13 protein-coding genes are annotated in these 15,505 nt (G+C 65.7%); 12 read left to right on the forward strand and 1 reads right to left on the reverse strand.

Translation table 11 applies throughout. The features are described from left to right. Positions 1-13 precede the first annotated feature (13 nt). The 11 genes from MUU56_RS05295 to MUU56_RS05345 all read left to right on the forward strand — a co-directional run bounded on the left by MUU56_RS05295 (position 14) and on the right by MUU56_RS05345 (position 12,743). A complete protein-coding gene (locus MUU56_RS05295; protein WP_244766268.1) occupies positions 14-1,081 on the forward strand; it encodes an ABC transporter ATP-binding protein in 1,068 nt (355 codons plus the stop codon). Beyond that, complete coding sequence (locus tag MUU56_RS05300) at positions 1,078-1,980, forward strand: ABC transporter permease (RefSeq protein WP_398430858.1); 903 nt, start codon at positions 1,078-1,080, stop codon at positions 1,978-1,980. Before MUU56_RS05295 ends, MUU56_RS05300 begins: the two co-directional genes overlap by 4 nt. After that, a complete protein-coding gene (locus tag MUU56_RS05305; RefSeq protein ID WP_244766269.1) occupies positions 1,980-2,789 on the forward strand; it encodes an ABC transporter permease in 810 nt (269 codons plus the stop codon). Before MUU56_RS05300 ends, MUU56_RS05305 begins: the two co-directional genes overlap by 1 nt. A 42-nt stretch (positions 2,790-2,831) precedes the next feature. After that, positions 2,832-4,214: an aminotransferase gene (locus tag MUU56_RS05310; RefSeq protein ID WP_244766270.1), complete on the forward strand. Its 1,383-nt coding sequence runs from the start codon at positions 2,832-2,834 to the stop codon at positions 4,212-4,214. 12 nt (positions 4,215-4,226) lie between these two features. Continuing rightward, positions 4,227-5,246, forward strand: a complete 1,020-nt coding sequence (locus MUU56_RS05315; protein ID WP_244766271.1) for a histone deacetylase family protein — start codon at positions 4,227-4,229, stop codon at positions 5,244-5,246. A 618-nt stretch (positions 5,247-5,864) separates the two neighbouring features. Then, entirely contained in the window at positions 5,865-6,467 is a 603-nt protein-coding gene (locus tag MUU56_RS05320) for a TetR/AcrR family transcriptional regulator (protein ID WP_244766272.1), read from the forward strand. A 242-nt stretch (positions 6,468-6,709) separates the two neighbouring features. Next, a complete protein-coding gene (locus tag MUU56_RS05325) occupies positions 6,710-7,963 on the forward strand; it encodes a sarcosine oxidase subunit beta family protein (protein ID WP_244766273.1) in 1,254 nt (417 codons plus the stop codon). A gap of 9 nt (positions 7,964-7,972) precedes the next feature. Then, entirely contained in the window at positions 7,973-8,257 is a 285-nt protein-coding gene (locus tag MUU56_RS05330) for a sarcosine oxidase subunit delta (protein WP_244766274.1), read from the forward strand. Then, the gene (locus tag MUU56_RS05335; protein WP_244766275.1) at positions 8,238-11,045 is read left to right on the forward strand and encodes a 2Fe-2S iron-sulfur cluster-binding protein; all 2,808 of its coding nucleotides are present in this window, start codon (positions 8,238-8,240) and stop codon (positions 11,043-11,045) included. Before MUU56_RS05330 ends, MUU56_RS05335 begins: the two co-directional genes overlap by 20 nt. Continuing rightward, entirely contained in the window at positions 11,038-11,568 is a 531-nt protein-coding gene (locus MUU56_RS05340; protein WP_244766276.1) for a sarcosine oxidase subunit gamma family protein, read from the forward strand. The genes MUU56_RS05335 and MUU56_RS05340 overlap by 8 nt, the downstream gene beginning before the upstream one ends. Positions 11,569-11,627: 59 nt before the next feature. After that, complete coding sequence (locus tag MUU56_RS05345) at positions 11,628-12,743, forward strand: ABC transporter substrate-binding protein (protein ID WP_244766277.1); 1,116 nt, start codon at positions 11,628-11,630, stop codon at positions 12,741-12,743. 206 nt (positions 12,744-12,949) lie between these two features. Here MUU56_RS05345 and MUU56_RS05350 read toward each other — a convergent pair whose 3' ends face one another. Beyond that, positions 12,950-13,978 (reverse strand): LacI family DNA-binding transcriptional regulator, encoded by a 1,029-nt coding sequence (locus MUU56_RS05350; protein ID WP_244766278.1) that lies wholly within the window; start codon positions 13,976-13,978, stop codon positions 12,950-12,952. 210 nt (positions 13,979-14,188) lie between these two features. Here MUU56_RS05350 and MUU56_RS05355 point away from each other — a divergent pair, with 210 nt between their 5' ends. Continuing rightward, positions 14,189-15,481, forward strand: coding sequence for an ABC transporter substrate-binding protein (locus tag MUU56_RS05355; protein ID WP_244766279.1), 1,293 nt, complete (start codon positions 14,189-14,191; stop codon positions 15,479-15,481). Positions 15,482-15,505: the final 24 nt, after the last annotated feature.

Here is a 15,505-nt window from a genome sequence, read left to right on the forward strand (position 1 = left end):
CCGGGAGGACAGGATGCGCTCGGGCAGAGTCAACCTTCGCGAGGTCCACAAGGCCTATGGCAGCTTCAGGGCGCTCGACGGCGTTTCCCTGGATATCAAGGCGGGGGAGTTCCTGACGCTTCTCGGCCCTTCCGGCTCGGGAAAGACCACGCTTCTCAACGTCATCGCCGGCTTCGAGCGGCCCGATCTCGGCAGCTTGCTGGTCGATGACGTCGAGTTCATCACGCGTCCGCCGCACAAGCGCGACCTTGGCATGGTGTTCCAGAACTATGCGCTGTTCCCTCACATGGACGTCTTCTCGAACGTTGCCTATCCGCTGAAGCTGCGGAAGGTGGACAGGCCCTCCATCCGCAGGCGAGTGATGGACGCGCTGGAGATCGTGCACATGCAGCACCTTGCCGACCGGCGCATCACCGCGCTGTCGGGCGGCCAGCGCCAGCGTGTGGCGCTGGCGCGCGCCTTCGTCTTCGAGCCGCGCCTGCTGCTGATGGACGAGCCGCTCTCCGCACTCGACAAGAACCTGCGCGAACACATGCAGATTGAGCTCAAGCGGCTGCACAGGCAGCTCGGCATGACGACGATCTATGTCACGCACGACCAGCAGGAGGCCCTGACCATGTCGGACCGCATCGCGGTTCTCGACAAGGGAAGGATCATCCAGCTCGACGTGCCCGCGACGGTCTACGACCGCCCGAACTGCAAGTTCGTCGCGGGCTTCATGGGCGAGACCCGCTTCCTGCCCGTCGAGCGCCGCGATCAGACCTATGTCCTCGACGGACGACCGCTCCGGCTTGCCGATACGAGGGCCGCCTCATCGACGGGGGAGGCCTGGCTCATGGTCCGCCCGGAGCGGCTGCGCTGGCAGGGCGATGCCGACCGCGACAACCGCATCGAGGGCAGGGTGCTCGATGTCGTCTATCGGGGGGATTGCAACCAGGTTTCCGTCTCGCTGCCCGGTGGCCATGAGGTCGCTATCCGCCATTCCGGGGCGGAACGGCAACCTTTGCCGCAGCCTGGCGATACCCTTGCCCTGTGGCTGCCGGCGGAAGCGAGCCTCGTCATCGGGAGCGCCGCGCCATGACGCTCGCCATGGACGGAGCCCCGGGCATGCCGCTCAATCGCGCCATGCTCAAGAGCGCCAGGCGCCGGGAACGGCGCATTTTCAGCGGGCTTGCCCTGCCGGCGCTGGTCCTCGTCGCCTGCATTCTTCTCATCCCCTTTGCCTGGCTTGCCTGGCTGTCGCTGTTCGACGCCGCCGGCAATCTCTCGGCCCAGAACTATGCCCGGCTGCTGCGGCCCGCCTATGTCGGCAGCTTCCTCACCACCTTCAAGGTCGCCGGCCTGGTGACGGCGCTGTGCGTGGTCTTCGGCTATCCGGTCGCCTATCTCCTGTCGCAGCTTTCCGCGCGTGCCGCGCAGATCCTCCTGGTGTTCGTCATCCTGCCGTTCTGGACGTCGGTGCTGGTGCGCACCTATGCTTGGTTGGTCCTGTTGCAGCGCAACGGCGTCATCAACGACTGGCTGCTTTCGATGGGCGTGATCGACGAGCCGCTTGCGCTGGTGCACAATCTGACGGGCACGATCATCGGCATGGTGCATGTCATGCTGCCCTTCCTGATCCTGCCGCTCTATGCGTCCATGAAGGCGATCGACCCGGTGCTTTTGCGCGCGGCGGCCAATTGCGGCGCCTCGCCGAGCCAGGCGTTCCGACAGGTCTTCCTGCCTTTGTCGATGCCCGGCCTTGCCTCGGGTATTGCGCTGACCTTCGTGCTTTGCCTCGGTTTCTACCTGACGCCGGCCCTTCTCGGCGGCGGCCGTGTCGCCATGTGGTCCACGCAGATCGCCGATGCCGTTTCGAAATTCTCCAACTGGGGCGCGGCGAGCGCCCTCAGCGTGGCGCTGCTGGTGGTGACGGCCGTCGTTCTGTGGGGCGTGCGCAGGCTGACCGACGCCTTGAGCTTTTCCGCGGGGAAACCATGATGCTGAACACGCCTGCCACCTCCACCCAGGTCACGCATGGCCAGCGCCTCTGGCTCTATGCGACGGTTGCGCTCGTCATGACCTTCCTGGTCATTCCCTGCATCCTCGTCATCCCCATGTCGTTCTCGGACTCGCAATATCTCGAGTTTCCGCCGCGCAGCCTCAGCCTGCGCTGGTACGAAGCCTTCTTCACCTCGCCGGAATGGATCCAGTCCGCGGTGGTCTCGCTCAAGGTGGCGGGCCTTACGACGGTGCTGGCCACCGTGCTCGGCACGCTGGCCTCCTACGGGCTCTACAAGGCGACCAGCCTCTTCACGCCGATTACCCGGGGCCTCTTGATGCTGCCGATGATGATCCCGCTGATCTTCGTCGCCATCGGCGTGTTCTTCGTCTACGCCCGCTTCGGGCTCAACAACACCATCACCGGCCTCGTCCTGGCGCATACCACGCTCGCCATCCCCTTCGTCATGATCGCCGTCGGCAACGGGCTGAAGAGTTTCGACCCCAACCTCGAACGTGCCGCCCGCAGCCTCGGGGCCTCGCCCGTGACGGCCTTTCTCACCGTCACGCTGCCGCAGATCCGCATCTCGGTCTTCTCCGGCATGCTGTTCGCCTTCGTCACGTCCTTCGACGAGGTCGTCGTCTCGCTGTTCGTGTCGAGCGGCGCGAACTCCACGCTGACCAAGCGCATGTTCGCCAATATCCGCGACCAGGTCGATCCGACCGTCGCCGCCATCTCGTCCATGCTGGTGGCCCTGTCGATCGTCGTGCTGATCGCCGCCCAGTTCGTGAAGCGCAAGGACGCGTGACGGCCGTCCGATACGCCCCGCATCCCATTTCAGGAGGAAACCATGTACAATTCGCTGCGCATGCGCGACATCGCGTCCCAGATCCACCCGCAGACCAATCTTGCCGCCCACGAGACTGTCGGGCCGACGATCATGGCCCGCGGCGAGGGTGCCTATGTCTATGACGACGACGGCAAGCAATATATCGAGGGCATGTCCGGCCTCTGGTGCGCGGCGCTCGGTATGAGCGAGAAGCGGCTGGTCGATGCGGCGACGCGCCAGCTCAATACCTTGCCCTACTACCAGAACTTCGCCCATCGCGCGACGGAGCCGGCGATCGAGCTTTCGGAGCGCCTCCTGAAGATCGCGCCGGTGCCGATGTCCAAGGTGCTCTTCCAGAGCTCCGGCTCGGAGGCGAACGACACCGCCGTCAAGCTCGCCTGGTACTATTTCCACGCTCAGGGCAAGCCGGAAAAGAAGAAGATCATCGCGCGCAACCGCGGCTATCATGGAACCTCGATCGGTTCGGCCAGCATCACCGGCCTGCCGCACCTGCACCGGGAGTTCAACCTGCCGCTGCCGGGCTTCCTGCACGTCACATGCCCGCATTTCTATCGCGAGGGCAGGCCGGGGGAGACGGAGGAGGATTTTGCCACGCGTCTTGCGGAGGAGCTGGATGCGCTGATCTTGGCGGAGGGGCCGGATACGGTTGCGGCCTTCTTCGCCGAGCCGGCCATGGGGACGGGCGGCGTCGTCATTCCGCCGAAAACCTATTTCGAGAAGATCCAGAAGGTTCTGAAGAAGCACGACGTCCTGCTCGTGGCCGACGAGGTCATCACCGGCTTCGGGCGCACCGGCGCCTGGTGGGGAAGCCAGACCTTCGGGCTGGAGCCGGACATGATCACCTGCGCCAAGGCGCTGACCGCCGCCTATATGCCGCTGTCGGCGGTGCTGCTTTCCGAACGGCTTTATGCCGGCATGAAGGCGCAAAGCGAGAAGATCGGCGTCTTCGGCCATGGTTATACCTACGGCGCGCATCCCGTTGCCTGCGCCGTCGGTGTCGAGGCGCTGAGGATCTACGAGGAGGACGGTATCATCGACGGTGTCGCAGCGCTCGGGGAGCGCATGGCCGAGGGCATGATGCCGCTTGCCGAGCATCCGCTCGTCGGCGAGGTGCGCGGCGTCGGCCTGATGTGGGGCGTCGAGATCGTCCGCGACAAGCGGACGCGCGAAGCCTTCCCCGCCGACATGCAGTTCGGCATCGGCATCCAGAACCGCGCCTTCGAGAACGGGCTGGTCTGCCGTTCGCTCGGCACGGCGATCGCCTTCGCGCCGCCGCTCATCAGCACGCCGGAGCAGATCGACGCGATCGTCTCGCGGTTCCGCGACGCTCTCGACAGGTCTCTCGACGCCTACCTTGCCGGCGGCGGCCGGCTCGGCGAATGAGGGGAGGCCATCGTGCTGGCGATCCATGACGAACGGCAGGCGCTGCACCGGCCGCTGACGCGCATTGCGGGCGGCGTGCTGAAACCCAATCTCGAGGTTCCCGAGCGCATAGCGCTGCTGCGCGAGGGGTTGGCGCTGGCCGGTATCGATGTCGTCGCGCCCGCCGGCGACGATGAGGGCCTGATCCGTGCGTTGCATGATGTCGGCTACCTCGATTTCCTCGAGAACGGCTTTGCCGCCTGGCGCGCAATCCCGGGCAATGGCCCGGAGCTGCGGTCCAGCATCCATCCGAACATCTACATGAACCGGCGTCCCGACGATCTTCTCGGCCGCGCCGGCTTCTACCAGGCCGATGCGGGCTGCGTTCTGGTGGAAGGAACCTGGCAGGCCGCCCGGGCGAGCGCGCTGACGGCGCTCGATGCCGCGGCGCGCGTGCTTGAAGGCGAAGGCATGATCTACGCCCTGTGCCGGCCGCCTGGCCACCATGCCTATCGCGACAAGGCCGGCGGCTTCTGCTACCTCAACAATTCCGCCCTTGCCGCCGAACGGGCGGTCCTGGCGGGGCGGCGCGTCGCGATCCTCGACATCGATGTGCACCACGGCAACGGGACGCAGACGATGTTCTACGATCGCGGTGACGTGCTGACGCTGTCGGTGCATGGCGATCCTGCATATCTCTATCCCTACTATGCCGGCTATGCCGACGAGGCCGGGACCGGCGCGGGGGTGGGAAGGAACCGCAATTTCCTCCTTCCGCTCGGCAGCGACGGCGCGGCGTACCGGGTGGCGGTGCGGGCGGCCTGTGACGAAGTCCGACGGTTCGGCGCCGACTTCCTGGTCCTTGCCCTCGGCCTCGATGCGTCCGTGAACGATCCTTTCGCCTGCATGACGGTGAACGACGAGGACTTCGCCCGCATCGCGGAGGACATTGCGGATCTACGGATCCCGACCGTCATCGTTCAGGAAGGGGGTTATGTCTCGCCATTCCTCGCCGGAACGCTGGCCGCCTTCCTTTCCGGAATCTCCCGATAGAGCACCCGCTTTCGGCAAGGCCGGGCTGCCGGTCCGCGCCATTCGTCTGCCGCTTGTTACGATCCTCCGATGGGCGCCGGCTTCAATCGAGCCGGCAAGTCATCTTTTTTGAGCGTCCCGCTGCAAGATCGGAAATGCCGCGACGTCCTTGGCTGTGAGGGGATGCGGGCCCCGCCGGTGGCGGCGGGCGCGACGCTCCCACGTATTTGCAGCGTAGAGGGGGTTCCATGGGCAGGATCGTGGGTCCTCAACGTGAATGCCAGCAATCTTCTCGGCAAGGAATTCGTCTCGAACTGCGCGGGCGAGGTTTGCTACTACGGGCCGGATCGCTCCGTCACGGCGACTTTGACGTATCGCTGGTGAGGAAGGAAAGTGGGCTGTTCGCGACGCGTGGTCGCGGAGGGACGCCTGAATTCCGTCCGCTCGAAGGCAGGCGCCGGTGGCTCTCGCGGGCCGCGGCCTCGCCTCGCGTCGTTGCGGCGCTTGCGATCGGCCTCTCTTTCAGCCACATGATCATTTTCAAGATCGGTGACGAGCAAGTCCGCCTTTGGAGCGCAAGTGAGTGCGATGAAACCCCTTCGGGCGAAACACGGTTCTTCAAGGCAGCCCACGGGTCGCATGACGCGGGAGGCCTGGATCGAGGCGGGCATCGCCGCGCTTGTCGAAGAGGGCATCGCCAATGTGAAGATCCAGGTCATGGCCAAGGCGCTCGCGGTGTCGCGCTCCAGTTTCTACTGGTTCTTTGCCGACCTTCAGGACCTGCACCGCGAGCTGCTCGACCATTGGCTTTGCAAGAATACGAGCCCGATCATCGAGCGCGCCCTTCGTCCCGCACCGACCGTGACGAAGGCCGTATGCCACATCTTCGAATGCTGGGTGGATCCGGCCCTGTTCGATCCGCGTCTCGATGCGGCGGTGCGGTCCTGGGGGCAGGTGGACGCTGCCGTGCGCGGCGTTGTCGACCAGGCGGATGACCAGCGCGTCGATGCGATCACGCGCATGTTCCTGCGCTACGACTATCCGGAGGCGGAGGCCTTCATCCGCGCGCGGATTCTCTATTTCACGCAGATCGGCCACTTCACGCTCGGCATGCGCGACGACCGGGAAATGCGGCTGCGCCTCCTGCGCCCCTATCTCCTCGGCTTCACCGGCCGTCACGCCACCGACGACGAGGTCGAGGCATTCGAGACATTGATGCGGCGTGTTCAGCCGGATGGCTGAGTAATGGGCATATCTGTACGTTCTGGAATTCCTGAAATTTAAAGGGTAACCTCGCAGGTTCTCCAACATTCAGTGTGTTTCCATGCAATTTTCTGGACATTAATGTCCAGAAGGAATACGGATGGTCCCGAACGGGCGCAATGTGACTGTTCGGCGGGTTCCTCCATTCATGGGCGGCGCATGAAGCAGCATTCAGCTTTGCCATTTCACCGCGGCGCGGGCACGCGCAGGAGGACGGCGCGATGACGCGGCACTATTCCGCCTTCTCCCTTCTCAAGGAGGGCCTCAGGGGCCAGAAGGGCTGGCAGCCCGCCTGGCGCTCGCCCGAGCCGAAGCCGCGCTACGACATCCTCGTCATCGGCGGCGGCGGCCATGGCCTGGCGACGGCCTACTACCTTGCCAAGGTGCACGATATCCGCAACATCGCGGTCATCGAGAAGGGCTGGCTCGGGGGCGGCAATACCGGGCGCAACACGACCGTCGTGCGTTCCAACTACTTCTTCCCCGAGAGCACGGCGCTCTACGATCTGGCGCTCCGCCTCTACGAGACGCTCGGCCGGGACCTCAACTACAACATCATGCTCTCCCAGCGCGGCATCGTCACGCTCGCCCACAGCGAGGCCGAGATGGAAATGGCGGCGCGGACCGTCAATGCCATGCAGATCAACGGCACGGATGCCGAACTCTTCGGCCCCGAGGATGTTCGCCGCGTCCTGCCGCTCCTCAATGTCTCGCCGGAGGCGCGGTATCCGGTGTTCGGTGGCGTCTGGCAGGGAAGGGCCGGCACGGCACGGCACGATGCGGTCGCCTGGGGCTATGCCCGCGCTGCCGACCGGCTGGGCGTCGATATCATCCAGTCCTGCGAGGTGGAGGACTTCCTGATCGAGGGCGGACGCTGCCGCGGCGTGAAGACCAGCCGCGGCGAGATCCGCGCCGAGCGGACGGGCATGGTCGTCGCCGGCCATTCCTCCCATCTCGCCGCCAAGGCCGGCTTCCGCCTGCCGATCACCTCCTACGCCCTGCAGGCCTGCGTTTCCGAGCCGATCAAGCCGGTGCTCGATACTGTCGTGCTGTCGCCCGGCACGGGCACCTATGCCAGCCAGTCGGACAAGGGTGAGCTCGTCATCGGCGGAGCGCTCGACCGCGTTCCCTCCTATGGCCAGCGCGGCAACCTGCCGGTGCTGGAAGGCGTCGTCGCCGGCCTTCTCGAAATGTTCCCGTCCTTCCGCCAGCTTCGGCTGATGCGGCAATGGGCCGGCATCGTCGACGTGACACCGGACTCCTCGCCGATCCTCGGGGAAAGCCCGCTGCCGGGCCTTTTCCTCAACTGCGGCTGGGGAACGGGCGGCTTCAAGGCCATTCCCGCCGGCGGCACGCTGCTCGCCCATCTGCTGGCGACCGGCAAGCACCACGATATCAGCCGCCCCTTCGATCTCGACCGTTTTGCGCGCGGGCGGTTGATCGACGAGACCGCCGGCTCCGGCATCGCCCACTAGGAGGTCTCCATGCAGCTTTTCCCATGCCCCTTCTGCGGTCCGAGAAGCGAGAGCGAGTTCCATTTCGGGGGTGACGCCGGCAACCATCGCCCGGAAGGATTTCGCGATGTGACGGACGGCGTATGGGCGGCTTATCTCTACGAGCGTAACAACCGGCGCGGGGCGGCAAGCGAAATCTGGATGCATATGGCCTGCGGCGAGGTCTTCCGCATGGAGCGCGACACCGTGAACCACCGCGTGGCGCAGTCCGTCGCGCTCGGGAAAGGAGGCGGCAATGACGGCATGGCGCACTGAAGGCGGCACGGCCATCGACCGGTCACGTCCTCTCGCCTTCACCTTCGACGGCAAGGCGATCGACGGTTTTGCCGGCGACACGGTCGCCTCGGCGCTGCTTGCCGGCGGCGTTTCCGTACTCGCCCGCAGCTTCAAGTATCATCGGCCGCGGGGCCTCTGGGGCGCGGGCGTCGAGGAGCCGAACGCGCTGGTCGACATTGCCGGCGGCCTGCCGAACACGCGCGCCACGCAGGTGCCTGCAGCCGACGGCCTTGTCGTGCGCAGCGTCAATGCCGAGCCGAACGCGGAGAAGGATCGCCATGCCTTCCTCGACGCCTTTTCGCGCTTCATCCCGGCCGCCTTCTACTACAAGACCTTCATGTTCCCGGACTGGCATCTCTTCGAGCCGCGGATCCGGGAGATGGCCGGCCTCGGAACATTGGATGAGGCGACGAAAGGACCTGCCTTCGCGGAGCAGGTGAACCAGCATTGTGATGTGCTGGTGGTCGGCGCAGGGCCTTCCGGCCTGCTTGCCGCGCGCAAGGCGGCCCGCGCCGGCAAACGTGTCGTGCTCTGCGACGATGGCCGGCAGGTCGGCGGCAGCCTGCTTTTCCGGGCGGCAGTCATTGAGGGAAAACCCGGCGCCGAATGGGCGGCGGACGTCGCCGCGGAGCTGGAACGGGCCGGCTTGCGTGTCCTGACCGGGACCACGGCTTTCGGCATCTACGACCACCGTCTCGTCGGCCTCCACCAGAAAGCCGCGGACGGCGCGCCGGACCGGTTGTGGCGCATCCGTGCCAGGTCGATCGTCCTTGCCGCCGGTGCCATCGAACGGCCGCTGCCCTTCGGCAACAACGACCTGCCGGGTGTCATGTCCGCCGAGGCCGCGTTGGTCTACCTCCGCCGCTTTGGCGTTGCCGCGGGCCGCAAGGTCGTCATCGCGGCGAACAACGGGCTTGCCTATGAGACGGCGGAAGCCTTGGCGGCGGCCGGTGCGGATGTCACCGTCGTCGACTATCGCGCCGATGCCGCATCGCCCGCCGGGCTGCGCGTGCTGAAGGGCCTAGCCGTCGCGACCGCGGTCGGCCGCAGCGCCGTGACCGCCGTCAAGCTTTCCGACGGCACGGTGCTGGAAGCAGACGCGCTGCTCGCCTCCGGCGGCTTCACGCCGACAGTGCATCTCTATTGCCAGGCGCAGGGCAAGCTCGACTGGCGCGACGATATCCTCGCCTTCGTTCCCGGCCGGTCGGTCGACGGCGTGGAGGTGGTCGGCGCTGCCGCGGGCAATTTCGGCCTTCCGGCCGAGCTTGCGGGAGGGTCGGAGCGGGACTTCCGCATCGTTGCAGCCTGGCCGAAGCCCGGTGCAAGGGAGCGGGTCTGGATCGACCTCCAGAACGATGTCACGGCCAAGGACGTGGAACTGGCCGTGCGGGAGAACTTTGTCTCCGTCGAACATCTCAAGCGCTACACCACGCTCGGCATGGCGACCGATCAGGGCAAGACCTCGAACGTCAACGGACTTGCGCTGATGGCAGAGCTCACCGGGCGCCGCATTCCCGAGGTCGGTACGACGACCTATCGCCCGCCCTTCACGCCGGTGCCGCTCGCCTCTTTCGCCGGTGCCCGCTCCGGCACGCGCATGAACCCGATCCGCCGCCTGCCGCTGGAAGCACAGCACCGGGCCGATGGCGCGATGTTCCGTGAATATGGCGGCTGGTTGCGCCCGGCCTTCTATGGCGCCGGTGCACCGGAGGAGCGCATCCAGGCGGAAGCGCAGGCCGCGCGCGAGGGCGTCGCGCTCTTCGACGGTTCCCCGCTCGGCAAGATCGATGTGATGGGTCCGGATGCCGCGCCATTCCTCGATTTCATCTATTACAACACCATGTCGACGCTGGCGCCTGGACGCTGCCGCTACGGCTTCATCCTCACGGAGGCGGGCAACATCTATGACGACGGCGTGCTGATGCGGCTCGACGAGAACCGCTTCGTCGTCTCCTGCTCGTCTTCGCATGTGGCGGGCGTGCACGGTCTTCTGGAGGAATGGCGGCAGGACCGTTTCGACAAGCGGCGCGTCTTCATCCACAATGTGACGGCCGGGATGGCAACGCTGACCGTCACAGGCCCGAGGGCGCGGGCGCTTGTCGAAAGCGTTGGCCTTTCCATCGCGCTCGACGATGCGGCATTGCCGCATATGGCCGTGGTGTCCGGCCTGTTCGACGGCATTGCGGTGCGGATCGCCCGCGTCAGCTTCACCGGCGAGCGCTCCTACGAAATCTCCGTACCGGCCGACCGGGCCCGGGCGCTCTGGGCACGGCTGCGGCAGGCGGGCGAGGCGTGCGGCGCGACGCTGCTCGGCCTTGAGGCCCTGATGATCCTTCGCGCGGAAAAGGGTTACATTGTCATCGGCAAGGATACGGACGGCACGAGCCGCCCGATCGATTTCGGCCTGACCGCGCCGCTGGAGCGCAAGAAGGTCGCGTTTATCGGCCGTCGCTCGCTGATCACGGAGGATGCGGCCGGACCGGACCGCCGCCAGTTCGTCGGGCTCGAAGCGGTTGACGGCAAGGGCGTGCTGCCGACGGGGGCGCACGGCATCGAGCGCAAGGCCGGTGCCACGCGCAGCCTCGGCTATGTCACGTCCAGCTATTTCAGCCCGGCGCTGCGAAAGCCGATCGCGCTCGGGCTGATTGAACGTGGCCTTTCCCGCATGGGCGACATCATCGAGCTGCAGCACCTCAGAGACGTGAGGCAAGCGCGCATCGTCCCGTCCTGTGCTTTCGACGAGGAAGGAGCGCGTCTCCATGCTTGATGTCGCGTGCAAATGGCGGCCCGAGCCGGATTGGGCGAACGCCCGCCTGAAGGGCCGGACCATCGAGGTCGGGGCGATCATGGGGGTGACGCAGCGTCTCGTCAGCGGCGATGCCGGGCGCTTTCTCGCCCGCTACGGCCTCGGTAAGGACGTCGGCGCGCTTGGGCTTGCCCTCGGCGCGCGCTATGCGGTGCGTGTTGCCCGCGACCGGCTGCTCGTCATCGGGCTTTCATTCGCCGATCTGCCCGACGGATGGCATGAGGAGGGCTATGCGGTCTCGACCGTCGATTCCGCCTTGCGTGTCTTCGAGGCGAAGGGAGAGGGCATCCGCGATCTCCTCGCCCGGGCGACGACGATCGATCCGGACAATCCGGGACCCTGTGCTGCGATGCCGTTCGGCGGGGTGATGGGCACGGTATACCGGCACGCCGACGCCGAAACGCTGCGCATCCATGTCGACAGGGGGCTTGCCGCCTACCTCTGGGAGTGGTTCGAATGCCAGCCACTCTTTCTGCAAGCATAAAACTTCATTTCTGGAAGGAGCGACCCGCGCTGGTGCGGGCACAAAAGGGAGTTGAGACAATGCGAAAAATCCTGATCCTCGGCACGGCGCTCGGCCTGCTCATGGGCACCGCCGCGCAGGCGGAAGACCTCACCTTCGCCGTCGCCGGTCCATTGACCGGTCCGCTCGCCACGATCGGCGACCAGTTCAAGCAGGGCGCGCAGGCGGCGGCCGATGCCATCAACGCCAAGGGCGGCGTGATGGGACGCCAGATCAAGCTGCAGTTCGAGGACGACCAGTGCGATCCGAAGCAGGCCGTCTCCGTCGCCAACCGCATTGCCGCAAGCGGCATCCGGTTCGTCGATGGCCATGCCTGCTCCGGCTCCAGCATACCGGCCTCGGCGGTCTATGCCGAAAACGGCACGCTGATGATGAGCCCGGCCTCGTCGAACCCGGTCATGACGGACGATGCCGCCGCCAAGGGCTGGACGAACATCATGCGCCTCTACACGCGTGACGACGCACAGGGCGCTTTCATCGGCCCTTGGATCGCCAAGGAATATGCCGGCAAGAATGTCGCGGTGCTGCATGACAAGACGGCCTACGGCCAGGGCGTCGCCGACGCGGTGCGCACGACGATGAACGCAAACGGCCTCAACGAGGTGCTTTCCGAAGGCATCAATGCCGGCGAGAAGGACTATAACGCGCTTGTGACGAAGTTGAAGGATGCCAAGGTGGATGTCGTCTATTTCGGCGGCTATCACCCGGAGGCGGGCCTCATCCTGCGCCAGGCCGCCGAGCAGGACTACAAGTTCCAGCTGATCATGCCCGATTCCATCGCCTCGCCGGAATTCTGGCAGGTCGCCGGTCCCGCCGGTGAAGGCACGATGTTCGTCTTCCCGTCCGATCCGCAGGCCAAGCCCGAGGCGAAGGAGGCCGTCGAGAAGATCCAGGCCGGCGGCTTCAAGCCGGAAGGCTTCACGCTCTTCTCCTATGCCGTCATCCAGGCCTTCGCGCAGGGCATCGAGCGCGCCGGCTCGGATGATCCGGCCAAGGTTGCCGAAGCGCTGAAGAACGGCCAGCCGATCGACACGGTCGTCGGAACCGTTACCTTCGACGAGAAGGGCGACCTGAAGGACGCCAGCTACGACATCAACCGCTGGAGCAACGGCAGCTACGCGCCGATCGCGAAGTAAGAGGCGAAAACGGAAAGCCCGGCCATGTGCTGGGCTTTCCACCTCACGCCATATGGTCCTGCCGGCTCTCTCCAACCGTCCAGGCGGCGGGCTTGCCGCCGAGATCGTGCTGCCCTGAAAAGCACGGCGACGTCGGGCCGCTACGTTTCGATACATTTCCGCGCGTTCTGGAACATGCCGGATACGGGAGGCTCCCGCCAGCAATCCTATGCGGTGCTCGCCGGCGGGGCGGTCGATTCGCGCACGACAAGCGCGTAGTCGACCTCGTAGTGCGTGGGAACCTTGTGGCCGTCGAGGCGGGCGAGGATATATTCGCCGGCGCCCTTCCAGGTCAGGTCCGTCGGAACGTGGAGCGTCGTCAGGGCGGGACGCAGGTGGCGGCTCCATTCGAGGTCGTCGAAGCCGACGACCGAAAGGTCGGCGGGGATCTTCAGGCCTCTACGCTCCGCTTCCAGCATGACGCCGTAAGCGAGTACGTCATTGCCGCAGGCGATGGCCGTCGGGACGCTCGATCCCATGAGGATCTGCCGCGCGGCTTCCCGCGCATCGTCCAGCGTGTAGCGCACCTCGACGTGCCACGCCTCCGGCAGGTCCAGCCCGTGTTCGGCAAGGGCACGGCGGAACCCCCTTATTCGCGCGCTGGCGCGGTCGTTGTTGCGCTGGAGCGCGCTGACCACGCCGATGCGGCGGTGGCCGATCTCGATGAGATGCATCATGGCGCGGTGCGCGGCCGCCTCGTTGTCGACGCCGATGCTCGGATGCGGCTGGCTCGGATTGTAGATGCCGACATTGATGAAGGGCACGTCGCGGGCCGCCAGCAGGTCGCGCAGCGCCTGATGGTGACAGTCGCCGCGCAGGATGAGCCCGTCGACGCCGCGGCTGATCAGGTTGCGTGCCTGCTCCAGCTCCACATCGATGTCGTAGCCGTTCGTCGACAGAATGAGCATGTAGCCGCGCGAGGAGAGGAACTTCTGCAGCGACTCGATCCCGCGGGCGAACATGGCATTGTCGATGGTGGGGATGATGGCGCCGATCGTGCGCGTCCTGTTGCTGGACAAAGCCCGTGCCATGCCGTGCGGCACGTAGCCGGTCTCGTCTATCACCCGCTGGATGCGGGCGCGCAGGTCTTCGCTCACGCTCTGCGGATTGTTGAGGGCGCGCGAGACCGTTGCCGTCGAGACGCCCGAAAGCTTCGCGACCGCCCGGATGCCTGTCTTTTCCTTTTCACTGGTCATGCAGCCGCCTGGATCATGTAACGTTACATTGTTGTGTGACGATCAGCTCGTGAATGTCAAACGGAAATAGCCTTGCAATGCAGCATTATTTTCATGCCCGCCGAGTGTTGACAGCCATGCCCGCAACATAATATGTAACCGGTTACATAGAAATTGCGCTCGGGAGAAGCGCTCGGTCTGCCGCCGGAGAGCGGCCTTGTGGAGGAAGATATGCTGAAAAATCGTTCTATCCCTGCTGTTGTCCTGTCCGTGCTCCTGGCCGGAACGGCGACCTCCGCCTTTGCCTTCGACTGGAAGGCGCATGAAGGTGAAACGGTTTCATTCCTGGCCAACAACAATCCCTGGTCCCAGGCGGTCTTGTCCTACAAGGATGAATTCACCGCGCTGACCGGGATCAACCTGCGGGTCGACTCCTACCAGGAGCAGCAGATGCGCCAGCGCCTCGTCACCGTGCTCAACTCCGGCAGCGACGAGATCGATGTGTTCATGACCCTCGCCTCCCGCGAAGGGCAGCAGTTCGCGGCCTCCGGCTGGTATGCCGACCTTTCGGCCTATACGCAGGGCTCGGTGGCTCCGGAATACGATTTTTCAGGCGTGAGCCCCGCTCTCGTGAAGGCTGCGACATTCGATGGCAAGCTGACCAGCATCCCGCTCAACCTCGAAGGCCCGCTGCTCTACTACCGGACGGATATCTTCGAGAAATGCGGCCTTGCCAAGCCGGCTTCGCTCGACGACGTGCGGGCCGCGGCCGAGAAGATCAAGGCATGCGACGCCAGCGTCACGCCCTTCGCCTCGCGCGGCCTGAAGCCGGCAATCGCCTACACGTTCAGCAACGTCCTGCACAATATGGGCGGCACCTACATCGTCGACGGCAAGTCGGCGCTCTGCGCCCCGGCGGGCCAGAAGGCCATCGCCTGGTACGGCGACCTGATGCGCGAATACGGGCCGCCCGGCGCGGCGAACTACAGCTTCTACCAGATTTCCGCGCTCTATCGCAGCGGCCGCGCGGCGATGGCCTTCGAATCCTCCAACGAACTGCGCACCATCATGGAGGGCGGCGAGCGCCTGAACGATACGGATGTGATTCCGTTGCCGGCCGGCGAGGCGGGAACCGTCCCGACGGCGATCGGCTGGGGCCTTGCGATTTCCAGCCGCAGCGCCAGGAAGGATGCGGCCTGGTACTTCGTGCAGTGGGCCTCCAGCCCGGAAATGCAGAAACGCCTGGCGCTTCAGGGCGTCGCCTCGCCGCGCGCCTCCGTCGCCGCCGATGAGGAGTACAAGGCCTGGATCGCCGAGGCGCCCGTGCGGGCGAGCTGGCAGGCGGCGCTGGGCGTGCTGGCGTCCGACGGGTCTTCCGAAGTCGGCTACCCCATCATCGCCAATCCGGAATCGCGGGACTATATCGGCCAGGCCGTGCAGGACGTGCTTCTCGGGCAGCGGTCGGTCGAGGAGGCGTGCGCCGCCGCCGACAGCGCGCTCGACGGCCTGATCGCCCGCAAGTAGCGCATCTGCCGGGTCCTGCCTCGG

It is taken from the genome of Shinella yambaruensis (genome assembly GCF_022899355.1).
GTDB classification, from domain to species: domain Bacteria; phylum Pseudomonadota; class Alphaproteobacteria; order Rhizobiales; family Rhizobiaceae; genus Shinella; species Shinella yambaruensis.

Coding starts and splice junctions, on each gene's coding strand:
- MUU56_RS05295 (WP_244766268.1), top strand. CDS start 14: ATGCGCTCGGGCAGAGTCAACCTTCGCGAGGTCCACAAGGCCTATGGC.
- MUU56_RS05350 (WP_244766278.1), bottom strand. CDS start 13,978: ATGACCAGTGAAAAGGAAAAGACAGGCATCCGGGCGGTCGCGAAGCTT.
- MUU56_RS05355 (WP_244766279.1), top strand. CDS start 14,189: ATGCTGAAAAATCGTTCTATCCCTGCTGTTGTCCTGTCCGTGCTCCTG.
- MUU56_RS05345 (WP_244766277.1), top strand. CDS start 11,628: ATGCGAAAAATCCTGATCCTCGGCACGGCGCTCGGCCTGCTCATGGGC.
- MUU56_RS05300 (WP_398430858.1), top strand. CDS start 1,078: ATGACGCTCGCCATGGACGGAGCCCCGGGCATGCCGCTCAATCGCGCC.
- MUU56_RS05335 (WP_244766275.1), top strand. CDS start 8,238: ATGACGGCATGGCGCACTGAAGGCGGCACGGCCATCGACCGGTCACGT.
- MUU56_RS05320 (WP_244766272.1), top strand. CDS start 5,865: ATGACGCGGGAGGCCTGGATCGAGGCGGGCATCGCCGCGCTTGTCGAA.
- MUU56_RS05330 (WP_244766274.1), top strand. CDS start 7,973: ATGCAGCTTTTCCCATGCCCCTTCTGCGGTCCGAGAAGCGAGAGCGAG.
- MUU56_RS05310 (WP_244766270.1), top strand. CDS start 2,832: ATGTACAATTCGCTGCGCATGCGCGACATCGCGTCCCAGATCCACCCG.
- MUU56_RS05305 (WP_244766269.1), top strand. CDS start 1,980: ATGCTGAACACGCCTGCCACCTCCACCCAGGTCACGCATGGCCAGCGC.
- MUU56_RS05340 (WP_244766276.1), top strand. CDS start 11,038: ATGCTTGATGTCGCGTGCAAATGGCGGCCCGAGCCGGATTGGGCGAAC.
- MUU56_RS05325 (WP_244766273.1), top strand. CDS start 6,710: ATGACGCGGCACTATTCCGCCTTCTCCCTTCTCAAGGAGGGCCTCAGG.